This is a genomic window from Halomonas dongshanensis (assembly GCF_024790395.1).
Classification (GTDB): domain Bacteria; phylum Pseudomonadota; class Gammaproteobacteria; order Pseudomonadales; family Halomonadaceae; genus Vreelandella; species Vreelandella dongshanensis.
Genome location: NZ_JAJISC010000002.1, coordinates 514,691 through 537,291 on the forward strand (window position 1 = coordinate 514,691; position 22,601 = coordinate 537,291).

Here is a 22,601-nt window from a genome sequence, read left to right on the forward strand (position 1 = left end):
GCCTGCGGGCTCAAGGAGTGACCGATGCAATCTGCGCTGATCAAACGGCTGGGGCTTACGCTTCTGGCCTGGACGCTTACCCTGGTGATCTGCTTTCCCATCGTGTGGATGGTGCTCACTGGCTTCAAGACCGAAACCCAGGCCATCGCGTCGCCCACGCTGTTCTTCACCCCTACGCTGGAAAGCTACGCTGCCGTACAGGGGCGCGCCGACTACGTGAAGTTCGCCCTCAATAGCGTCTATATCTCGCTGGGGGCGACGTTTTTAGCGCTGGCCATTGCCATTCCGTCGGCCTACGCCATGGCCTTCCTGCCCACCAAGCGTACCAAGGGCACGCTTTTGTGGATGCTCTCGACCAAGATGCTGCCGCCGGTCGGCGTGCTGGTGCCGATCTATTTGATCTTTCGTGACCTGGGGCTTCTGGATACCCGCACCGGGCTGATCGTGATCTACACCTTGATGAACCTGCCAATCATCATTTGGATGCTCTACACCTTCTTCAAGGACGTGCCCAAGGACATTCTCGAAGCCGGCCGGATGGACGGCGCGAGCACGCTACACGAGGTGTGTTACCTACTGATTCCGCTCACGCTGCCGGGTATCGCTTCGACCGGGCTCTTATCGGTCATTCTCAGTTGGAACGAAGCCTTTTGGAGTCTCAATCTCACCTCGTCGCAGGCGGCGCCGCTAACGGCTTACATCGCCTCGTTCTCGAGCCCCGAAGGGCTTTTCTGGGCCAAGCTTTCGGCAGCCTCGACCATGGCCGTGGCGCCGATTTTGATCTTCGGCTGGCTGACCCAAAAACAGATGGTGCGCGGGCTGACCTTTGGTGCGGTCAAATGAGGGTGCAGTCAAATGATGGCGCGATCAGGTAACGGCGCGGTCACCTTATAAGGAGTCTTTCATGGCGACACTGCAGCTCAAGGGTGTGACCAAACACTTCGGCGAGACTCAGGTGCTCAAAGGCATCGATCTCGACGTCAACGATCGCGAGTTCGTGGTTTTCGTGGGGCCATCAGGGTGCGGTAAATCGACCCTGCTGCGTATCATCGCCGGGCTTGAGAGCGCAAGCGCGGGCGATCTCGTCATCGACGGTGAGCGCATCAACGACGTTGGCCCCGCGCACCGGGGCCTGGCCATGGTGTTTCAGAGCTACGCCCTCTATCCCCATATGACGGTCGAAGAGAATATGGGCTTTAGTCTCAAGCTTGCTGGTACCGACAAGCAGGCGCGACGGGCCAAAGTGCACGAGACGGCGCGCATCCTGCAGCTCGAACCGCTGCTCACTCGCAAGCCCAAAGCGCTCTCCGGCGGTCAGCGCCAGCGCGTGGCCATTGGCCGCGCCATCGTGCGCAACCCGAGCATCTTTCTCTTCGACGAGCCACTGTCTAACCTGGATGCCGCGCTGCGGGTGCAGATGCGTATCGAGCTGGCAAGGCTCCACGAAAAGCTCGATGCCACCATGATCTACGTCACCCACGACCAGATCGAGGCGATGACCATGGCCGACAAGATCGTGGTACTGCAAGGGGGCGTGGTCGAGCAGGTGGGCTCACCCATGACGCTCTATCATCACCCGGTCAACCGCTTCGTCGCCGGGTTCATCGGCTCGCCCAAGATGAATTTCCTACCGGTCGAGGTGAGCGACGTTAGCGCTTCGGGCGTCGAGGTGATACTGCCTGGCGGCGAGCGTATCGAGGTGCCGGTAGCGGGTAGCGGGCTTACTCACGGCGCGGCGCTGGAGCTCGGCATTCGCCCCGAACACTTGATGCTCGATGAGCGCGGTCCGCTCGCTGGCAGGGTGCAGGTGATTGAGCGCCTGGGCGGGCAGACATCGCTCTACCTGCAGCAGGACGACAGGCTTATGACGCTGATGGCCGATGGCGACGTAGCCCATCGCGTCGACGAGACGGTGCGCTTTGGCTTCGCACCACGCAGAGCCCATCTTTTCGACGCCGAAGGTCGCGCGCTGGAGAGTCTCGAACGCCATCCGCTGACGCATATTCAGCGTTGCGACAACCGCGCTTCTTAGGCGGTGGCTATGTGTGATGTTTTGATCTTCGACTGCGACGGCGTCCTCGTGGATAGCGAGGCGATCGCCGAGCGCACCCTGGCCAAGCTCCTGACCCAGTGGCTACCCGATGTGAACGTCGACGCGGCGCTAGGTCAGGCGCTGGGCATGACCACCGCCGATATTCTTGCCCATTTCGCGGATATGAGCGTACACGACCTGCCGCTAGGCGCCACCGCACGCGTCGATGAGGCCATCGAGGCGCGTCTGGGCCAGGAGCTTAAGGCCATGGCAGGCGTCGCTGAGGTGCTGGCACGTACGCCGTTACCCATGGCAGTGGTCTCTAATAGCCGCCGCCAACGCGTCGTGGCATCGCTTGCCGGTACCGGGCTCGATAGCGTGCTGCAAGGCGCGCCGATTTTTAGCGCCGATCAGGTACGCGCTCCCAAGCCCGACCCTGCGCTTTACCTGCTGGCAGCCGCCGAGCTTGGCGTTGCGCCGCACTGCTGCTTGGTGGTGGAAGATAGCGTTGCCGGCGTTAGCGCAGCGAGCGCGGCCGAGATGCGCGTGATCGGTTTTACCGGCGCAAGTCACGTAGCGCCTGATCAGGCAGCGCGGCTGCTAGCGGCAGGCGCCTGGCAGGTCATCGCGCACATGGAGCAATTGCCCGCTCTGATTGCGCGCTGGCAGGCCCGTGAGAAAACCCCATGAGGAGGATGTGCCATGCCGTACGCTGATAACCGACTATCGATGGACTGCCTCAAGCAGCTTCCCAACGAGGTGGCGCGCCCGCGCTATGAGCGCTCGCGCGTGACGCCGGGCATTGCCCATATTGGCGTTGGTGGCTTTCATCGCGCCCACCAGGCGATGTATCTCGATGACTTGATGAACGCGGGCAGGGCGCTCGATTGGGGCATCGTCGGCATTGGCGTCATGCCGGGCGACAAGCGCATGCAGGCGGCGCTGGCCGAGCAGGATCACCTCTATACCCTCGTCGTCAAACACCCTGATGGGCAGCGCGAACCGCGCGTGATCGGAAGCATCATCGACTATCTCTTCGCGCCGGACGATCCCGAGGCCGTCATCGAATGTCTTGCCGACTCGGCCATTCGCATCGTGTCACTGACGGTGACCGAAGGCGGTTACAACCTACACGCCGTGACCGGCGCCTTCGATCTTGATCACCCTGACATTCGCCACGACCTGCACCACCCCCAGCGCTCGGTGACGACCTTTGGCTTGGTGACCGAGGCGCTGGCAAGGCGTCGCGCACGGGGTGTCGCGCCGTTCACGCTGATGTCCTGTGACAACATTCAGGGTAACGGTGAGGTATGTAAATCGGCCTTCGTTACCTTTGCCACCGCGCGCGACCCTGAGTTGGGCGCCTGGATCGCGCAACACGTGGCCTTTCCCAACGCCATGGTCGATCGCATCACCCCTGTGACCACCGAGGCCGATATCGTCGAGCTTGCCGAGCGCTTTGGCATTAGCGACGCCTGGCCTGTGGTCTGCGAGCCCTTCACCCAGTGGGTGGTCGAGGAGCACTTTGGCTGTGGCCGCCCGCCGCTTGAGGAGGTGGGCGTGCAGGTAGTGGAGGACGTCATTCCTTTCGAACTGATGAAACTTCGCCTGCTCAACGCCAGCCACCAAGCGCTTACCTACTTTGGCTATCTCGCGGGGTATCGCTACGCTCACGAAGTGTGCCGTGACCCGCTGTTCGTCGATTTTCTACTGGCCTATATGCGCCATGAGGGGGCGCCGACGCTGGCGCCGGTGCCGGGTATCGACATTCCCCGCTATTGCCAGACGCTGATTGAGCGTTTTGCCAACCCCGAGATCAAAGACACCCTGGCCCGGCTCTGTGCCGAAAGCTCGGACCGCATTCCCAAATGGCTGGTGCCGGTGATTCGTGAACAGCTCGACGCTGGGGGCGAGATACGTCTGAGCGCTGCGGTGGTCGCCAGCTGGGCGCGCTATGCCGAAGGGGTGGATGAGCAGGGTGTGCCCATCGACGTCGTCGATCGACTAAAAACGACCCTGGTGCCGCTAGCCCGCTCCCAGCGCGAGCAGCCCACGGCGTTCATCGAAAACCGGGCGCTGTTTGGCGATTTGGCCGACGACCCACGGTTTCGTCAGGCGTATCTGGACGCGCTAGAAAGCCTGCATCGCGATGGCGCACGTGGCACACTCGAGGCATTGATGGCACGCAGCGGGTGACGAAGCGAGTAGGAGAGCGGTGATGTACATCGGGGTGGATTGCGGCACGCAGAGTACCAAGGTGGTGGTCGTCGATGGCGAGCAGGGGCGTATCCTGGGCGAAGCCAACCGGCCACATCGACTGATCGAAGGCGCGGGCGGGCGGCGCGAGCAGGATCCAGGCGAATGGGTCGCGGCGCTGATCCACGGGGTCAAGGCGGCGATGGCCCAAGCGGGTATCGATGGCCAGGCAATACGCGCGCTGGCGATCTCCGGTCAGCAGCACGGCATGGTGGCGCTGGATCGCCACGGCAATCCCGTCTACCCCGCCAAGCTTTGGTGCGATACCGAAACGGTGGCGTGGAATTCGCGCCTCATCGAACAGCTTGGCGGGCCGCAAGGCTGCCTCGATCGGCTAGGGCTCATCTTGCAGACCGGTTATACGGCATCGAAGCTTGCGTGGCTGCGTGAGGTGCATCCCGATGCCTACGCGCGTATCGCCACGCTGTTGCTGCCCCACGACTATCTCAACTTTTGGCTCACCGGTGAGCGCGTGGCCGAGGCGGGCGATGCCTCGGGCACTGGCTATTTCGATACGCGCGCGCGCACTTGGCGCCGTGACGTGTGGGGCGTGCTAGCCCCCGAACTCGACCCCGACCACGTGCTGCCACGCCTGATCGATTCCCACGCCGCCGTGGGTACACTACGGCCTGACGCGGCCGAAGCGTTAGGGCTACCTGCCCGCGTGCTGGTGGCAAGCGGCGGAGGCGATAACATGCTGGGCGCCATCGGCACCGGCAACATACGCGCCGGGCGCGTCACCTTTAGCCTGGGGACTTCCGGCACCATCTGTGCCCACTCGGATACGCCAGTGGTGCCGGAAAATGCCATGTTGGCCAACTTTTGCTCTAGCCACGGCAGCTGGCTGCCGCTTATCTGCACCATGAACGTCACCTCGGCGACAACGCGCATTCGCGAGCTTTTCGGCCTCGATCTGATCACCTTTGGCGAGCGTATCGCCCAAGCGCCTATTGGCGCCGATGGCGTGAGCGTGCTGCCGTTCTTCAACGGCGAGCGCGTGCCCATGCTGCCCGAGGCCACGGCGAGCTTCGAGGGGCTCAGTAGCGTCAATACCACCCAGGCCAATCTCTGCCGCGCAGTGGTGGAGGGGGCGACACTGGGGCTGCGCTATGGTCTCGAACAGTGCGGCCCATTAGCGGCAAGTGTCGATGAGATTCGCCTTATCGGCGGTGGGGCCAAGAGCCCAGTATGGCGACAGATGGTCGCCGATGTGACGGCAAGTTCGGTAGTCTGCCCGGTGGTGACCGACGCTGCCGCCTTGGGGGCTGCCATTCAGGCCGCGTGGTGTCATCAGGGCGGCGAGTTGGAGCCGCTATGCCAGGCGATGGTTACGCTCGATGAAACATCACGCGCCGAGCCCGACTCAAAAGGCGTTGCGGCCTATCGCGAGGTCTATGCGCGCTACCGTGGCCACCTCAATCGCCAGCATGGCGTGGCTACCGCCGAATGAGCGCTCCTTGCTCTAGCCATCTTTGATAGCCGTTTGGCGCTATCGCCGTGCTGTTTTTGTAGCGGCTTTATTTTTATAGCCGCAGCGTTTCCAGTCGCCAAACGTCAAAGGCGACTTCCTCGTAGGGGTGGGCCAGTTTAAGGGCCGCAACGGCGCCATGTATGTGATCGTCGTCGCAGACCATCTCCACTTTGTACTCTTCGACGCGCTCGAGCGTGCCGATATGGCCGATATGCGGGTCGGCGCCTTCGGTCGGTCGAAACTGGCCCGTGCCTAGCGTTTGAAAGCAGCATTGATCGTAGTTGCCGATGCGCCCGCCGCCGGCGTCAAAAACGGCTTGTTTGACCTTCTCGGCATCGGCTACAGGAACGAAAAAGGCGAGTTTGTACATATTGCCTCCGGCAACAGGGGCTGGATGGGACATTTTCCAGTAAGAGGATAGCGCAGTAGAGAGGGCGGCAAGCGCAGGCGGCATCCCGAACGTTTAAGATCCATATTTAGTTCATGAAAGGAACCGCGTCTTTGGTATAAGGTAAAGCGGTCATTTTTGCGTATCTTGTTCACACTAATCCCGCAGTTTCAAGGCTAGCATACATACATGAATGTAACTATAATGCCACGCTCTGACGAATGGCGCCTTGACAGCTGCCACCAACGACGTTGACACCTAGAGGCAACCTCATGCGACTGGCACACCGGGCAGTCACTGCCCCGCTTCGCCCCTTACTCCTGGCCGTGGTCACTTCCTCCATTGCGCTGCAAAGCCACGCCGCCGATCTGGTCACCATCACTCGCGACGCTTTGGCCAATAACGCTGAGCTTGCCTCTGCACGCTCTGAGTATCAGGGCGTCGAGGCCAATCGTGACGCCGTGCGTGGTGGCCTTCTGCCTCAGGTCAACGCCTCGGGTAGCGCGACGCACAACCGTCAAATCGAAAGCCAGGGTAGCTCGGCCATTGCTGCTGACCCGACGGCGCCGGGCGCTGGTACGGGTGCCGGCGGCGTGGCAGCGGTTGGCGGTCGCGGCGCGGGTAGCGATAACTTCAATAGCTACTCGCTCTCATTGGAGGCGACTCAGGCCCTGTTCAACGCCGTGACCACCCAAGAAGTTGCCCAGGCCACGCATCAGATCGACCAGCAGCTCTACTCGCTGGCGGCTACCGAACAGCAGGTACTGCTCGATGTGATCAACGCCTACTTCGACATCCTACGTGCCTATGAAGTGCTCGAAGCACGTCTGGCGCAGGAGCGTGCCATCGGCCGTCAGCTCGAACAGGCGCAAGAGCAGTTCGAAGTGGGGCTGATCGCCATTACCGAAGTGGAGGAGGCGCGTGCCTCGTTCGATCAGTCGCGTGCCGAACGTCTGACTGCCGAAAGTAACCTCCAGGTGGCGTTCGAAGCGCTGGAGCAGTTGACCGGCAATCGCTATGCCAGCATCGAAGCACTGGGCGAAGATGCGCCGATCACGCTGCCTACTCCCGCCGATCGCGACTACTGGGTCGAGCAGGCCGTCGAGCGCAACCCGTTGGTGCTCGCTCAGCAGGCCGGTGTCGAGGTCTCGCGCTCTGCCGTCGAGATTGCGCGTGCCGGTCGCATGCCGACGCTTTCGGCGTTCGCCAATTACCAATACGCCGACAACGATATCGACTACGTCACCGGGCACGACTCATCGGCTCAGCTAGGCGTCCGGGCGAACATGCCCATCTATACCGGTGGCACCACGAGTGCGCGCATTCGCCAGTCGACCTATCAGCTCGAAAGCACCCAGTACGACTTCGAGTCTCAGCGTCGTACCACCATCCAGCAGGTGCGCTCGCTGTACACCCAGGTCAGCAATGACGTCGAGACAGTGGATGCCCGCGAGCAGGCCATCGTCTCCATGCGCAGCGCCCTCGAGGCGACGCGAGCGGGCTATGAGGTCGGTACGCGTAACATCGTCGATGTGCTCAACGCCGAACAGAATTTGTATAACGCCATCGCCAATCATGCCGAGTCGCGCTACGACTATGTGGTCAATCTGCTGTCGCTGCGTCAGCAGGCAGGTCAGCTCGACGTGGCCGCCATCGAAGAGATCAATGCCCTGCTGACTGGTAACGAGGTGAGCTTCGTGCTGCCCGAGAGTCAGGGGGGCGATCGCTATCAACAGGCCATGAACATCGGTGCGCCGCCGCGTCCGGAGCGCTAATCCAACGCCAGCTTGCACTCCGAACGACCTAAGTGATTTTAAGGGAATAAACCGGTTATGAAAAAGATGATCTACTCGGGCCGCGTGAGCCTCCTTGCCCTGGTGGTCGCGTTGACCCTAGCAGCGTGCGGCCAGGAGGAAACCGAGCAGCAGCCACAGCAGGGCCAGCAAGGTCAAGGCCAGCAGCAACCGCACCGCGTGGAAGTCGCCGAGATGCGCCGTCAAGACATTGCGTTGCAAAAGTCCTATCCGTCGCTGCTGCGTAGCGACAACGAAGTGACCCTAGTGGCGCGCGTGAGCGGTACGCTCGAGGAGCGTCATTTCGAGCCCGGCCAGATGGTCGAGCAGGGCGAGCGGCTCTATACCATCGAGCCTGACCTTTATCAGTCCACCGTGAATCAGCGCGAAGCCGACCTGCAGAGTGCCCAGGCTCAGCTGGCACGCGCTCAGCGCGATGCCGAGCGCTTCGAGCGTTTGGTGAGCCAGAATTCGGTGAGTCGCCAACAGTACGATCAGGCCCTGGCGGACCGTCGTGTGGCCCAGGCCAATGTCGCGCAGGCCCAAGCAGCGCTCGCTAGCGCCAATCTGGATTTAGGCTACTCCCAGGTGACGGCGCCGGTTTCGGGCATGATCAGTTTGAGTGAGGTCAACGTAGGTAACGTCGTCAATTCGGGTACCGAACTTGCCACCATTACCCCGCTCGACCCACTCGAAGTACGCTTTCAACTGCCGCAGCGCGACGCTTTCGAACTGCGTCGCCAAATTGCGGCGGGCGGGAGCCTCTCATCAATCCGTGCGCGCCTACAGGTGCCGGGCCAAGAGAGCAGTGATGACTTAGTCGGCCAACTCAATTTCCTCGGTTCGCGCGTTGGCAGCGGCACCAGCACGGTGCAGGCGTCGGCGACCTTTGCCAACCCTGACGCTGCTATTTTGCCAGGCCAGTTCGTGCGCGTGCGTATCGAGGGTCTTAAACGCTTCGATGTTCTTGCCGTGCCCGAAATTGCGGTTACTCAGGGCCTGATGGGCCCCCGCGTTTTCGTGCTCGACGAAAACGACGAAGCGCGCGAGCGCACCGTGCAGTTGGGCGATGTCGCAGGCCCTTGGCAGATCATCGTCGATGGCTTGGAAGAGGGCGATCGCGTCATCGTCGGGGATCCTGCCGGTATCGAGCCGGGCATGCCCATCGATGCGGTGGCCTTTGACGGCGATGCCGATGCACTGACCGAAAGCGTAGAAGCCGAAGAAGCCCAAGAGCAGCAGGCCGAAGCCGAACAGGCGGCGGCCATGCAGGAGGGCGCCGGTGGTATGCAGCCGGGTGAAGGAGAAGAGGGCGCTCAATAATGAATTTTTCCAACTTCTTCATCAGCCGTCCGATATTTGCCACGGTACTGGCGATTATCTTGACGCTGGTTGGCGCCATGGCGATGCGAATACTGCCCATCGAGCAGTATCCAAGCGTCGTGCCGCCCACGGTCTCGGTGCAGGCCCAGTTCCCCGGGGCCGATGCCGAAACCGTGGCCCAGACCGTGGCGGCACCGCTGGCCGAGGCGATCAACGGCGTCGAGGACATGCTCTACATGACCTCGAACAGTGCTGATAACGGCATCATGAGCCTGAGCGTGGCGTTCAACATTGGTACCGATGGCGACATCAATACCATCAACGTCAACAACCGTGTTCAGGGGGCGCTCTCGCAACTGCCCGAGGCCGTACAGTCCCAAGGGGTCAATGTTCAGCTCCAGTCCAACTCTATTCTGATGCTTGTCGCCTTAACGTCACCCAACGGTGATTACGACAACGTCTATATGCAGAACTATGCCACCCTGAACATTCTCGATGAGCTGCGCCAAGTACCGGGCGTGGGCAATGCCGAGGTGCTTGGAGGCGGTGAGTTCGCCATGCGTATCTGGATGGATCCGGACAAGCTGGCCCAATATGACCTGACCCCCAGTGAAGTGGCCAGTGCCATTCGGGCGCAGAACACCGAGGTTCCGGCCGGTAGTTTGGCAGCAACGCCTCAGAGCGACCCGCGCGCCTATACCTACACAATGACTGCCGGAGGACGTCTCTCCGATACTGACGATTTCCGTAATATCTATCTGCGTACCAACCCGGATGGCTCCTCGCTGCGGCTGGAGGACGTTGCTCGCATCGAGCTAGGGGCGTCTTTCTACGGCATCGATGCTCGCCTGAATGGGGCGACGATGACGCCGATCATCATCAATCAGCAGCCCGGAGCCAATGCCCTCTCCACGGCACAAGCCGTGCGCGACACCATGGTGGATCTCTCCAGCCGCTTCCCGCCAGGGCTCGAGTACGTGACACCGTATGACACGACGCTGTTCATCAATGCCTCGGTCGAGACGGTGTTCCACACCTTCATCGAAGCGTTCTTGATCGTTATCGTGATCCTGTTCATCTTCCTGCAGAACTGGCGTTTCACCGTCATCGCCATGTCAGTGGTGCCGGTATCGGTCATCGGCACCTTCGCCGGGTTCTATTTGTTCGACTTCTCGATCAACCTCTTGACGCTATTCGCATTGGTGCTGTCGATAGGGATCGTGGTGGACGATGCGATACTGGTGGTGGAGAACGTCGAGCGGGTATTGAGCGAAGACGAAGAGATCAGCGTGCGGGATGCGACCATCCGTGCGATGAAAGAGGTGGGGGGGCCGGTCATCGCGACCTCGCTGATCATGGCGGCGGTATTCGTACCGGTTGCCTTTCTGGGCGGCTTCACCGGTCAGATCTATCAGCAGTTCGCGATTACCGTGGCGATATCGGTGGCGCTATCGGCGCTGATGGCATTGACCTTCACGCCAGCGCTCTCGGCGATCTTCATCAAGCACGACCTTCACCAGAGCAAGCCGTCTCGATTCAAGCGCGCCATCCGCACGCCGCTGCGTCTGTTCGACCGCTTCTTTGCTTGGCTAACGGCCATCTATATGTGGTGTGTCAAAAAGCTGGTGCGTTTCTGGGTGTTGGCTCTGGTGCTTACGGCAGCCGTAGGGGCGGGGTCGTATTGGCTCTACGCCACTACGCCCTCGACTCTGGTGCCTGAAACTGACCAAGGCCTGGTGTTGGTGAGCGTTTCACTTCCCGATGCGGCCTCGCTGAGCCGGACGCAGAGTTATATGGACAAGCTCAGCGCTGCTATCGAGGACATCGATGGGGTCGATTACTCAACCTCGGTTGCGGGGTATGATATTCTCTCTAGCGCCGTTAATACCGCCCGCGGCATTATCTTCATCAGTATGGCGCCGTGGGATGAGCGTGAACTGACGGCAGGTTCGCTGGTTGGTCAGGTCATGCAGCTCGGTGCAAGCATCGATGGTGGTACGGCGATGGCCTTCAACGTACCGCCGATCATGGGGCTTTCGACGACAGGAGGCTTCGAAGGATATTTACAGTCCTTCGATGGCGCCTCGCCGCGTGAGCTCTACGAAGCCTCGCTTCAGATCATGGGCGCGGCCAATCAGCATCCGGCGCTTTCACAGGTATTCTCGACCTTCAACGTCAACGTGCCGTCGTTCCGTGCCGAAATCGATCAGCAGAAAGCGCTGAGCTATGGCGTGGCGCTGGAGAACATCAATTCGGCGCTCTCCAATACCTTCGGTAACGGCTTCGTCAACTTCTTCAGCTATCAGAACCGTAACTTCCAGGTCTACCTGCAAAACGAAGACGAATTCCGTAAAACGCCCGAAGACATCAATAATGTCTACGTACGCGGCGGCAGTGGTGAGCGCATTCCACTCTCCGAATTCGTCACGCTAGAGCGCCAGGTCGGGCCGTCGGTGGTTTCGCGTTTCGGGGTCTATACCGGTGCACAGTTCCAGGGTAACCCGGCGCCGGGCTACAGTTCGGCCCAGGCGATCGAAGCGATGGATCAGATCGTTTTGGATACCCTTGGCCCCAACTGGGGCATGGGCTGGACCGGTACTGCCTATCAGGAAGCCAACCTGGGTAATACCGCCACACTTGCCATTGTCTTTGGCATCATGATGGTATTCCTCATTCTAGCGGCTCAGTACGAGAGCTGGTCGTTGCCGCTGGCGGTACTCACCGCGACGCCCTTTGCGTTCCTCGGTGGTATCGGCGGTATCGTGCTACGCGGCCTGGATACTAGCGTTTACGTCCAGATAGGTATGCTGGTGGTCGTGGGCTTGGCGGCGAAGAACGCGATTCTGATCGTCGAATTCGCCGAGCTCCAACGGAAGGAGGAGGGCAAGTCGATTCGTGAAGCTGCCATCACCGCTGCCGAGCTACGCTTCCGGCCGATCGTGATGACGTCGCTGGCGTTCATCTTCGGTACTCTGCCGTTGGCGCTAGCGACCGGGGCGAGTGACGTCAGCAGTCACCACATCGGTACTACGGTGGCCATGGGTATGGCGTCGGTCGCGGTGCTGGGCAGTATCTTCGTGCCGACCTTCTACGCCATGATCGCCACCGTCTCGGACTGGCTGCGGCGTAAAACGCATAGCGACCACGGCGGACGTGGCAAGAAACCGGCGCTGGAGCACGATCAGCACTAAGCGCTAGATAAAGCAGCATCATTGAAGGCGTCACCGTAAGGTGGCGCCTTTTTCGTAGGCGGCTTTAGCGATGGATCCACAAAGCGTGACCTGGATCACTTCGCCTAAGGATGAATAAGAAAGCCAAGACGCTTTGGACTATGCTGAACGTACTATGAAAGCACCATGCTGAAAGCATAAAGATGCAACGTATCTCTTCGCGCCAATTATTTTTAATAACAAGACGGGCGACGAGATATACCAGACACGAGATCTGGAGGAGGGCACGCCATGTCCACGATCATCTCTGCAGCACTGCAGTTTCCTACCATCGTTTTTACGTTTCTTCTCGCGCTACTCGCGCTCTATTGGCTACTGGTGCTCGTGGGCATCGCGCCGCTCGAACTTTTCGAGCGTGACAGCCTGCGCGATGACCATATGGCCAGTACGTTCGTCTCGCTCGGTTTTGCAGGCGTTCCGGTCAGCATGGCCTTGAGTTTGATCCTGCTCATCGCTGGCACGCTTTCGCTGATTATCGAGCTTTTTCTGCTTAGCCGCTGGGAGTTAGGAATGTTTCGCGTCCCGTTGGGCTTACTCACGCTCTGGGCCACGATTGCGATCGCGTCTCCCATTGCCTCGGCACTATGCTATTCGTTGCATCGACCGCTACATCGTCATCGCTCTTTCACTCGGCGTTGCCTCTTGGGGGCAACGGTCATCGTCGCCACGCGTGAGGGTGAGCTTGCTACGGCTGAAATAGAGGGCGAGCCGGGCATTCACGTAAAGCTACATGACAAAGGCGTTGCGAGCGTTCGCGAAGGTCAGCGGCGGGTATTAGTGAAGTATTTGACCGAGGAAGACGCGTATCGCAGCGTCGCCAAGCGTTGCTACTTGGATACCCGGGCGCGGCTTAGCAAATTGCGCCTCGAACAGCGCCACCGCCAAGCGCCGGACGTCGTGGATTATGATTCACCCATCTCTTCACACGCCGACGCTCAGCGCCCTTCATAGCGCTACTGCCACAGCGTGCACTGAAAAATGAGTGGCACTGCTCGCGGTATTACGCTGCGGGCACTGTCGCGCTCAGGCGCGCATCAGCATGATCAAGGTATCGATCAGTTCGCCGCCTTGAGTGCGAATGGGGAAGGCGCCTGGGTTGCGGAGCCAGTCATGAAACAGCCCGCCTAGCGCTGACTGGAGCGTTAGCGTAGCCATTCTGGGGGTCAGGTTGGGGCGTAGCTGGTGTTGAGCGTGAGCTTGCTCGAACACGTAAAGCATCTGATCGAAGCACTCATTGCCGATCTCCTCTTGCATCTCCATCGGGTTGATATCGCTAAAGACTTCACAGCGATGAAGCAAGATCGAGAGGATGCGCTGGTAGGAAGGCTGCTCCAAGCGCACGAGACCCGCATGGCACGCAAGACGGATGGTTTCCAGCGGTGATAAGCTGTCGTCGGCCTTGATCACCTCTTCGGTCAACGACTGAAAAGGCATTCTTACCTGATCGACCAGCGCCATGAACAAGTCGCCCTTGTTCTTGAAATGCCAGTAGACCGCTCCACGCGTAAGGCCTGCGTGGCGCGCGATTTGCTCAAGTGAGGTGCGGGCAACGCCGTTGGCAAAGAACATTTCTTCCGCCGCCACCAAGAGCGCTTCGCGCGTTGCAGCCGCTTCCGCTTTCGTCTTGCGGGCCATGACCTGTCACCTCGTCATCCAAGCACATGTTTACCAAGCAGTTCGCTTAGCATCAGTGACGATATTCTAACGCACTTCCATGCGTTTTACATTCAAATATGTATGGTTAAATGAGCTTGCCAAAGATGTCCGCTAGCACGTTAAGCTAAACAACGTTTAACGTTCATCAGGATATTTATATGGCGCGCGAACCTTTCATACTGGCAGGCCACACTATCCATCCCGGACACCGCTTGCAGTTCGATGTTCCCGTGGCTCGGCTCTACACCCATGCGCCACTGCACATACCTGTGGAAGTGGTACACGGGCGCCGTGAAGGGCCCGTGCTATTGGTATGCGGCGGGATTCATGGCGATGAGATCAATAGCGTCGAAATCGTGCGCCGCCTGCTGCGTTCACGCTCGATTGCGGGCTTGCGCGGTACCTTGATCGCGGTACCCGTGGTCAACGTTTTTGGTTTCATTCAGCAGACGCGTTACCTGCCCGACCGGCGTGATTTGAACCGCTGCTTTCCGGGTAGCGAGGCGGGGTCGCTCGGCGGGCGTATGGCCGCTCTCTTTCGCCAGGAGATCGTCGATCACGCCACGCACATCATCGACCTGCATACCGGCGCGCTGCACCGTACCAACCTGCCGCAGATTCGCGCTCAGCTCACACCTGGTAGCGAAACCGAACGTATGGCCGATGCCTTTGGTGCCCCCGTCGTGCTCAACGCCGAGCTACGCGAGGGCAGCCTGCGCCACTACGCTCAAAGCCGTGAGATTCCAGTACTGACCTATGAAGCGGGGGAAGCGCTGCGCTTCGACGAGTGGGCCATTGCTCCCGGTGTACGCGGCGTGCTGCGCGTCATGCGCCGTCTAGGTATGCTCACAGGTGAACAGCGTCGTCGACTACCTGCGCCTGCCGAGGTCGCTAATGGCTCTAGCTGGGCGCGAGCCCCCATCGATGGCATCTTGCGCCCCCAGGTACGCCTCGGTGCGCGAGTGGCCAAGGGCGAAGTGCTTGGCAAGGTGGCCGATCCGTTCGGTAACGACGAAGGCGAGGTCCGCGCTATGGCCGACGGTATCGTCATCGGTATGAGCCGACTACCGTTGGCCAACGAAGGTGAGGCGCTTTACCACATCGCCCGCTTCGATGAGATCGAAGAGGCCGAAAACGCCATCGAAAGCTTCCAGTCGAGCCTGGAGCCGGTTCCCGATCCCATGTTCTAGGCGTGCCCTCCGGTAAAAACTTGCGGGCATAAAAATAAACGTCGCCCTGTCAGTAATTTCGATGTACTGACGCTATGGCCCCCATAGCTGAGGTTCGGTCCCGGTTCGTGGCATGATCCTTTTACATTGACTATACATGATGGTCATAAATGAAAGGCAAAAGCGTGCGCGGCTTGACGCCAAGCCGCTATAACGTGGCCCTCCAAGAGGCCTCGGACCGTGATATGGAGAAGGGTATGACGAAGGATAAATCTACGTTTACGACGACGGACGCGGGTATTCCGGTAGCCAGCGACGAACACTCGCTTACCGTAGGCGCTGACGGCCCCATCGTACTGCATGATCACTACTTGATGGAGCAGATGGCGGCCTTCAACCGCGAAATGATCCCCGACCGCCAGCCCCATGCCAAAGGCGGCGGTGCCTTTGGTCACTTCGAGGTGACCCACGACGTTAGCCGCTACACCAAGGCAAAGTTTTTGCAGCCGGGCAAAAAGACCGAAATGGTCGCACGCTTCTCTACGGTGGCGGGTGAGTCTGGAAGCCCGGATACCTGGCGCGATCCGCGCGGCTTTGCCCTGAAGTTCTACACCGAGGAGGGCAACTTCGACATGGTGGGTAACAATACCCCCGTGTTCTTCGTTCGCGACCCGCTCAAGTTCCAGCACTTCATTCACTCGCAAAAGCGCCGTGCCGACAATGGCTTACGCGATCATGACATGCAGTGGGATTTCTGGACGCTGTCTCCGGAATCTGCCCACCAAGTGACGTGGCTGATGGGCGATCGCGGTGTGCCAGCCTCCTGGCGCCACATGAACGGCTACTCCAGCCACACTTACATGTGGGTGAACGAGGGCGGCGAGCGCTTCTGGGTGAAGTACCACTTCAAGACCGACCAGGGCATCAAGTGCATGACTCAGGAGCAGGCCGACCAGATGGCGGGATCAGACGCCGATTATCACCGGCGCGATCTGTTCGATGCCATCAAACGCGGCGACTACCCGACCTGGACGCTGCACGTTCAGATCATGCCCTTCGAGGACGCCAAGACTTACCGCATCAACCCTTTCGATCTGACCAAGGTGTGGCCTCACGGCGACTACCCGCTGCAGGAAGTGGGTAAGATGACGTTGGATCGTAACCCAACCGATTTCCATACCCAAATCGAGCAGGCCGCGTTTCAGCCCAGCAACGCCGTGCCGGGCACTGGCTTCTCGCCGGACAAGATGCTCTTGGCCCGTACCATCTCCTACGCCGATGCGCACCGGGCACGGCTGGGCGTGAACTATCAGGACATTCCGGTCAACCAGCCGAAATGCCCTTACCACAGCTACGCCAAAGGCGGGCGGATGCGTATCTCCAATAGCACTGATCCGGTCTATGCGCCCAATAGTAAAGGTGGCGCCCATGCCGATCCGCAGCGCTTTCCGGAGGACGCGGTATGGCAGGCGGATGGGGAGTTCGTGCGTGCAGCCTACACTTTGCGACCCGACGATGGCGATTTCAACCAGGCCAACGACCTGGTCAACAAGGTGATGGACGATGCCGCGCGCGACCGGCTGGTCAACAACATCGTGGGGCATGTTTCAGGTGGGGTCGAAGAGCCTGTGCTCTCGCGCGTGTTCGAGTACTGGAAAAACGTCGACCAGACCATCGGCGAGCGCGTCGAGAAGGGCGTAATGGAAAACCGCCGCAACGCCGGTAAGTAGTCCCCCGCTCCCCCAGCAGCAATTAACCAACCCCGCGACGTTTTCACGTAGCGGGGTTTTTTAGGCGACGGCTTCGGGCTCGCGCACGAGACTCAGCGCTTCGTCGTAAAGGCGAAGCCCTGCACCCTCTTTATGCGCGTGTTCGGAAAGATGGCGGCGAAAGCGTCGCCCGCCTGGGCAGCCCTGGAACAGGCCCAAAAGATGCCGGGTAATGTGGTTGAGCTTAGCGCCTTCGTCTAGGCGCATTTGAATATAGGGACGAAACGCCTGGGCAGCGTCGAGCCGTGTGGCGGCCGGGCCTGCTTCGCCAAAGAGCGCCTGATCCACGCCCGCGAGCAGCCAAGGGTTCTGGTAGGCCTCGCGCCCGATCATTACGCTATCCACGTGAGCTAGCTGCGCCTGGCACTCATCGAGCGTCTTGATACCGCCATTGATTCCGATATGAAGCTCGGGGCGGCTCTGCTTCAAGCGGTGCACGCGCGGATAGTTGAGCGGTGGGATATCGCGGTTCTCCTTCGGCGAAAGCCCCTGGAGCCAAGCTTTGCGTGCATGAACGATGAACACCTCGCAGCCCGCATCGGCGACGGTGGCAATGAAGCGTTCGAGATCGGCATCTTCGTCCTGATCATCGATGCCGATGCGGCACTTGACCGTCACCGGGATGGAGACCGCTTCGCGCATGGCGCACACGCCCGCTGCAACCTTCTCGGGATGCCCCATCAAGCAGGCGCCGATCAAATTGTTCTGCACCCGGTCGCTTGGGCAGCCGACGTTGAGGTTGACCTCGTCATAGCCCCACGCCTCGGCAATTGCCGCGCACTCGGCAAGCTCGCCTGCATCGCTTCCACCCAACTGGAGCGCAAGAGGATGCTCGACGTCGCCATAGCCCAAAAACCGCACGCGGGGCGAACCATGCAAAATCGCCCCTGTCGTCACCATCTCGGTATAGAGCAGTGCACGCTTTGTCAGCGTGCGTGCGAAGGCGCGGTAATCGCGGGTCGTCCAGTCCATCATCGGCGCGACGGAGAAAGTTCTATCCAGCTCAGGGCGGGCGGTGCCAGACTTCATGCGGGTTTGCGTGTTTGTGGTATCAGTCATAACTGTTCATGTTTGCAGTAGTTTATCCACGTTTTCGCTAACTAAATTGTTTCACAAATTTGGCACTACTTGGCACCTGCATTTGTCACATTTTGAGGCTTCGATGGTGACGATCATAAAGCGCCCGAAAAGGGACAAGAGTTTCTCATATCTAGCGCGTATCCGCATCGCGCGTGCTGGATAACCAGACTACGCCGAGTCGAAAACATTCCCCCTAGAAGGCCATATCTGTGGGATGGGCCAAAAGGCGCGAGCTCGAGCCGCTATCGTGCGGCGGCATCGCGCGCAGGCGAAGCGGCGGCGGGGGGAGCGGGGCTATTTATACTAAAGAGGCTACTTGCTTTTTGTTAACTATGGTTTACACTTTAATCATGAAAATGATTACCGTCACCGAGACCTACTCGAACTGGTTCGAGAAGTTACGAGATAGCCGGGCCAAGGCAAAGATTTTGGCTAGGGTGCGCCGCGTTGAGTTGGGGAACTTCGGGGATTGTGAACCTGTTGGTGAAGGCGTATCGGAACTGAGGATTCACTACGGGCCTGGCTACCGAGTGTATTTTGTCCAGCGGGGGTATGAGTTGGTGATCTTGCTGGCAGGTGGTGATAAATCTACCCAAGCAAAAGATATTGATATTGCGAAGCAATTGGCTCGTGATTTGAAGGAGGTACCATGAGCACACTGCGTAAATGGGATGTCGTTGGCCATCTAAAAACTGAAGAGGATATGGCGCTATACCTTGAGGCCTGCTTTGAGGAAGGCGACCCCGCGCTGGTAGCTGCCGCGCTTGGTGATATCGCCCGGGCCCGGGGTATGTCACAACTAGCACGTGATACTGGGTTGACCCGTGAGGGGTTATACAAGGCGCTTTCCGCTGAGGGGAACCCGAGCTTCGCGACGATCATGACGGTGATGAAAGCCCTCGGTATTTCGTTGCATGCTGAAGCATCGTAAGGCAGCCATCTGTACCATGATACGCCACGCGTTTAATGAGCTGACCCCCAATAATTGGACGGTTGGTTTACCTACTCGGCAGCGGTGATCCATAGCTCCAGGGTATCCGCAGAATTAAGGCCGATATAGGCACGGCGACTCTGGAGACGGATTCAAAGCCGAAGGAAGGCTCGCCCTTTTGGGTATAACGGAGGGTGTAGCGAAAGCGTTTTAGCTTGTCGGGCGGCTGCATGTGTACTACCACTGACCAAGGGCGCCCGAAAAAAAGCCCTATTTCAAGGGCTTTCTTGTCCCATCCATCATTGGAGCCACAGAAAAGCGACGAGCGGCGTCGGCGGAGCTTTGGATTGTCATATCAGTCGCTTGCATTGCGTGAATGCGGTCTACTCGAAAAAGTCGAATCGCAGGAAGGTGGTGTGGCGCGCCATTGTACGCAAGGAAGCCGACGCAGTACAAAATTACGCTCGATCAAGGGGTCAAAACGGCAGACCACCGCTAAAACCAAGCACGGCAACGATGACCACGACAACGACCACGATAAGGGTAATGGGCATAAGGTATTCTCCTAGTAGAAAACGATGAGGTTCCCTATCAGCCTAGAGGTAGTCCCTTGGCTTGCAAGGTTTTTTACGCTGCGCGTTATAAAAGCGCCAAAGTGCGTGCCTGCGCTATGATGGCGACTGATATCCAACACTGGGGAGAGCAGGCAAATGGCGATGAATGTGCGTGGGACGAGTGTGGCGCTTTCGATAATGGTCGCGCTTGCGAGTGCGGGCATTGTGCAAGCGGATGACATTCGTAGCGGGCAGTGGGAGGTTACGACGCAGACCTCTTCGGTTGAGGGCTCGGAGCCGCTTTCCGAAGATGTCAGCTATATGTGCTTTAGCGATGAAGAGGCTGTCGATCTGCAAAAGGCGTTCGCAGCGCTTTGGGTGCGGGTAGAGTGTGAGGAAGTTGCCACGTATCGTGAGGAGGGCGTCATCAGCTTCGATGGCCGCTGTGACCTCGGCGGTGAAAAGGCGGCAGTACATGAGGCGCTACGCTTGCAGGATAGCGAAACCTTCTCCAGTGAATTTATCGCTGCCTATTCCGATGGATACACCTACGTCTCGCGGATCGACTACCGCTGGGATGCTCCTGAGTGCAGCCAAGTCGAAGAGGGTGCCGACGAGACGGAAGAGCCCTAGCGCAAAACCGGGGCTCATGTCAGTTGGGGGGAACAGCCGTTGGTACGCTTAGGCGGTGAAAACGGTGTAGACCATCTGCAGGGAGAGCACCATCAGCAGTACGGCGAAAATACGTTTCAGGTACACAACCGGAAGACGGTGGGCCAGCCGGGCGCCGATGGGCGCCATGAGTATGCTAAACGGCGCCATGAGGATCAGCGCGGGTAGATAGACGAAGCCAAGAGAGGCCCCCGGTAGCCCATCGATCCCGATGCCGTTGACGATATAGCCCAGCGCCCCGGCAAGGGCGATGGGTAAGCCGACTGCCGCCGAGGTGCCGATGGCGTTGGGTAGTTTGACGTTGCACCAGGTGAGAAAAGGAACGGTCATCGAGCCACCGCCGATGGCAACCAACGCCGAGATGCCGCCGATACCGAGCCCTGCGCCGCCTAGCCCCATCGGCCCAGGTAGGCTACGGGTAGGCTTGGGCTTGATGTTGGCCAGCATCTGCAGCGACATCAGCAGCATGAAACAGGCAAAAAATATTGCCAGCCCCCGCGTCGGCAGAAGAGCGGCAATGAACGTCGCGCAGAAGGTGCCGATGAGAATGCCGGGGGCAATGTAGCGCACGATTTCCCAGCGCACCGCCTTACGCCGGTGGTGTGATAGCAGGCTCGAAATCGAGGCGGGTACGATTGCCGCCATCGAGGTGCCGAGCGCCAAGTGCGCCAAGTGTTCGTGAGGCACGCCCTGGAGCAAAAACAGCGAGGTGAGAATGGGCACCATGATGCCGCCGCCGCCAATGCCCAAAAGCCCAGCCATCAAGCCGACCACGCCACCCAAGGCTATGTATGCGATCCACCAGATCAAATCCACCGCCACTCTCCTGCCCGCTTTATGGTTTGCACGTTAACAATGTTACTGCACTTTGCCTGCGCCGGGGAGGGCAGGGCGGCGATTGCCGCAGGAAATGGCGCGTAAAGCGCGCTCGAGTGGGGAGTGGGCGTCGTCAAGCTGGCATAGGTGCAACGCTTTGCGCCTTCATGGTGCCCCGTTACACTGGCTGAAAGCGCAAGGATGGTGAGGAGGGGCGGAATATGAAGAATCTGCGTGGGTGGGGGTTAGTCGTGATGGCACTACTAACAGGCTGTGGTAGCGACGAGGAGGCGTCGGACAGGCTCCATAGCGGCGAAGTAGGGCCGCGTGCGGTCACCCAGCAACAGCATCGCGATGCCGTTACGGCTATCGAACGCGTGGACGAGCCTCTCGAGGTGAGTTTTACCACGACGGCTGCACTTGGCAGCGACCGCCGTTTGCGGGTCGAAGGGGAGAGTAATCTCCCTGACGGCACGCGTATACAGCTTGTGGTCGAGCGCGAGGTGAGTCGCGTGCGCTGGCAGTCACGCACCGAGGTGCGCGAGGGTGCCTTCAGCGCAGGGCCGTTCGGCCCAGGCAGCGGCCTGCCCGACGGCGGCTATATCATCCGCGTTCAGCTTTCGGAGGCGCGCACTCAGCCTGCAAGTGTCCAGGCGCGAATCGGGCAAAACGGTGAAAATTTGACCGGCGCGCTGGTCACCCAGTCGCGCCATGGCTTGGGGCAGGTGGCTCAGTATTCGCGGCGTTTTCTTATCGGTAACGAGCCAAGGCGAACACTGGACCAGGTTGAGGGGCTTGAGCGACCAGGAAGTGAATAGTTAGTCGTAATTGTTAGCAGTAATAGCGCTTAGTGTTGGGTTACATCGTCCGCCAGTGAGCGAGCAGTACGGCATGAATGTCGTCTGCTTCCGCCGCACTCTCAAGCGTTCTTAGCACCCAGCGGCCTTCGCTGCTGACCAGATATTCGCCCTTGCCGTGAAACGCGCTGGTGGGGCCAAGGAGGGCAAGGTCACCTTGCTCCAGATGTTGAAACTGGGTGTTGGGCGCTGGCGTAACGAGCACGCTGGCCGTTTTCCAAACGTGCTTGAGCGGAATATGCGCCGGGGGGGCCAAGTGGGTGGCCTGGGTCTGCTCCCAGGGCAAGCTGCCTTCGTGGGTAAGCGTGAGCAGCGGCGGGGCGCTATCGCCCTCTAGAAGCGTCGCCAGGGAGCAATCCAGTGCGTCCGCCAGGGCGACCAGGCGTTCGTGGCCGATCTGTTTGATCGCCCCCGATTCCCAGTAAGAGATAGTGACGTCGGACACGCCCACCTTACGCGCCAGGGCAGCCTTGTTGAGCTTGGCCCGGAGCCGAAGTTGCTTGATACGTGAGCCTAGCGATTCCATTACGTAGTCCTGTCTGTGAGCAGCAATGCTCGTCAAGGGGATGCCCACTTACTCAAGTGGGGCACAGAGCCTTGAGTG

20 protein-coding genes are annotated in these 22,601 nt (G+C 59.7%); 15 read left to right on the forward strand and 5 right to left on the reverse strand.

Going from position 1 to position 22,601, the window contains the following annotated elements:
• Window positions 1-24: 24 nt before the first annotated feature.
• From LLY24_RS05830 to xylB, 5 genes are all read left to right on the forward strand, one after another.
• Window positions 25-843, forward strand: coding sequence for a carbohydrate ABC transporter permease (locus LLY24_RS05830; RefSeq protein ID WP_259035347.1), 819 nt, complete (start codon window positions 25-27; stop codon window positions 841-843).
• Window positions 844-904: 61 nt separating this feature from the next.
• Window positions 905-2,032 (forward strand): ABC transporter ATP-binding protein, encoded by a 1,128-nt coding sequence (locus tag LLY24_RS05835; RefSeq protein WP_259035348.1) that lies wholly within the window; start codon window positions 905-907, stop codon window positions 2,030-2,032.
• A 9-nt stretch (window positions 2,033-2,041) separates the two neighbouring features.
• Complete coding sequence (locus LLY24_RS05840) at window positions 2,042-2,722, forward strand: HAD family hydrolase (RefSeq protein WP_259035349.1); 681 nt, start codon at window positions 2,042-2,044, stop codon at window positions 2,720-2,722.
• 12 nt (window positions 2,723-2,734) lie between these two features.
• The gene (locus LLY24_RS05845; protein ID WP_427854538.1) at window positions 2,735-4,228 is read left to right on the forward strand and encodes a mannitol dehydrogenase family protein; all 1,494 of its coding nucleotides are present in this window, start codon (window positions 2,735-2,737) and stop codon (window positions 4,226-4,228) included.
• A 22-nt stretch (window positions 4,229-4,250) separates the two neighbouring features.
• Window positions 4,251-5,738 (forward strand): xylulokinase, encoded by a 1,488-nt coding sequence (gene xylB, locus LLY24_RS05850; RefSeq protein WP_259035350.1) that lies wholly within the window; start codon window positions 4,251-4,253, stop codon window positions 5,736-5,738.
• A 73-nt stretch (window positions 5,739-5,811) separates the two neighbouring features.
• Here the strand turns inward: xylB and LLY24_RS05855 are convergent, their stop codons facing one another.
• The gene (locus LLY24_RS05855; protein WP_259035351.1) at window positions 5,812-6,129 is read right to left on the reverse strand and encodes a YqfO family protein; all 318 of its coding nucleotides are present in this window, start codon (window positions 6,127-6,129) and stop codon (window positions 5,812-5,814) included.
• A 290-nt stretch (window positions 6,130-6,419) separates the two neighbouring features.
• Between LLY24_RS05855 and LLY24_RS05860 the strand changes: the two genes are divergently transcribed.
• From LLY24_RS05860 to LLY24_RS05875, 4 genes are all read left to right on the forward strand, one after another.
• Window positions 6,420-7,922: a TolC family outer membrane protein gene (locus LLY24_RS05860; protein WP_259035352.1), complete on the forward strand. Its 1,503-nt coding sequence runs from the start codon at window positions 6,420-6,422 to the stop codon at window positions 7,920-7,922.
• A gap of 57 nt (window positions 7,923-7,979) precedes the next feature.
• Complete coding sequence (locus LLY24_RS05865) at window positions 7,980-9,263, forward strand: efflux RND transporter periplasmic adaptor subunit (protein ID WP_259035353.1); 1,284 nt, start codon at window positions 7,980-7,982, stop codon at window positions 9,261-9,263.
• On the forward strand, window positions 9,263-12,454 hold the full coding sequence (locus tag LLY24_RS05870) for an efflux RND transporter permease subunit (protein ID WP_259035354.1): 3,192 nt from the start codon (window positions 9,263-9,265) through the stop codon (window positions 12,452-12,454). The genes LLY24_RS05865 and LLY24_RS05870 overlap by 1 nt, the downstream gene beginning before the upstream one ends.
• Before the next feature lie 270 nt (window positions 12,455-12,724).
• Window positions 12,725-13,444 (forward strand): hypothetical protein, encoded by a 720-nt coding sequence (locus LLY24_RS05875; RefSeq protein WP_259035355.1) that lies wholly within the window; start codon window positions 12,725-12,727, stop codon window positions 13,442-13,444.
• Between the two features lie 72 nt (window positions 13,445-13,516).
• Here LLY24_RS05875 and LLY24_RS05880 read toward each other — a convergent pair whose 3' ends face one another.
• The gene (locus LLY24_RS05880) at window positions 13,517-14,128 is read right to left on the reverse strand and encodes a TetR family transcriptional regulator (protein ID WP_259035356.1); all 612 of its coding nucleotides are present in this window, start codon (window positions 14,126-14,128) and stop codon (window positions 13,517-13,519) included.
• A 179-nt stretch (window positions 14,129-14,307) separates the two neighbouring features.
• Here LLY24_RS05880 and LLY24_RS05885 point away from each other — a divergent pair, with 179 nt between their 5' ends.
• Both LLY24_RS05885 and LLY24_RS05890 read left to right on the forward strand, forming a co-directional pair.
• Window positions 14,308-15,339 (forward strand): succinylglutamate desuccinylase/aspartoacylase family protein, encoded by a 1,032-nt coding sequence (locus LLY24_RS05885; RefSeq protein ID WP_259035357.1) that lies wholly within the window; start codon window positions 14,308-14,310, stop codon window positions 15,337-15,339.
• Window positions 15,340-15,575: 236 nt separating this feature from the next.
• On the forward strand, window positions 15,576-17,048 hold the full coding sequence (locus LLY24_RS05890; protein ID WP_259035358.1) for a catalase: 1,473 nt from the start codon (window positions 15,576-15,578) through the stop codon (window positions 17,046-17,048).
• A gap of 60 nt (window positions 17,049-17,108) precedes the next feature.
• Here LLY24_RS05890 and dusA read toward each other — a convergent pair whose 3' ends face one another.
• Window positions 17,109-18,146, reverse strand: coding sequence for a tRNA dihydrouridine(20/20a) synthase DusA (gene dusA, locus LLY24_RS05895; RefSeq protein WP_427854539.1), 1,038 nt, complete (start codon window positions 18,144-18,146; stop codon window positions 17,109-17,111).
• Window positions 18,147-18,517: 371 nt separating this feature from the next.
• On the opposite strand from dusA, the gene LLY24_RS05900 reads away from it, so the two are divergent.
• The 3 genes from LLY24_RS05900 (at window position 18,518) to LLY24_RS05910 (ending at window position 20,285) form a co-directional block, all read left to right on the forward strand.
• Window positions 18,518-18,820: a type II toxin-antitoxin system RelE/ParE family toxin gene (locus LLY24_RS05900; protein ID WP_259035359.1), complete on the forward strand. Its 303-nt coding sequence runs from the start codon at window positions 18,518-18,520 to the stop codon at window positions 18,818-18,820.
• Window positions 18,817-19,098: an addiction module antidote protein gene (locus LLY24_RS05905; RefSeq protein ID WP_259035360.1), complete on the forward strand. Its 282-nt coding sequence runs from the start codon at window positions 18,817-18,819 to the stop codon at window positions 19,096-19,098. Before LLY24_RS05900 ends, LLY24_RS05905 begins: the two co-directional genes overlap by 4 nt.
• A gap of 710 nt (window positions 19,099-19,808) precedes the next feature.
• Window positions 19,809-20,285, forward strand: a complete 477-nt coding sequence (locus LLY24_RS05910; protein WP_259035361.1) for a DUF3617 domain-containing protein — start codon at window positions 19,809-19,811, stop codon at window positions 20,283-20,285.
• A 48-nt stretch (window positions 20,286-20,333) separates the two neighbouring features.
• Here the strand turns inward: LLY24_RS05910 and LLY24_RS05915 are convergent, their stop codons facing one another.
• A complete protein-coding gene (locus tag LLY24_RS05915; protein ID WP_259035362.1) occupies window positions 20,334-21,140 on the reverse strand; it encodes a sulfite exporter TauE/SafE family protein in 807 nt (268 codons plus the stop codon).
• A 221-nt stretch (window positions 21,141-21,361) separates the two neighbouring features.
• Between LLY24_RS05915 and LLY24_RS05920 the strand changes: the two genes are divergently transcribed.
• On the forward strand, window positions 21,362-21,958 hold the full coding sequence (locus LLY24_RS05920; RefSeq protein ID WP_259035363.1) for a hypothetical protein: 597 nt from the start codon (window positions 21,362-21,364) through the stop codon (window positions 21,956-21,958).
• 40 nt (window positions 21,959-21,998) lie between these two features.
• Here the strand turns inward: LLY24_RS05920 and LLY24_RS05925 are convergent, their stop codons facing one another.
• Complete coding sequence (locus tag LLY24_RS05925; RefSeq protein ID WP_259035364.1) at window positions 21,999-22,523, reverse strand: helix-turn-helix domain-containing protein; 525 nt, start codon at window positions 22,521-22,523, stop codon at window positions 21,999-22,001.
• Window positions 22,524-22,601: the final 78 nt, after the last annotated feature.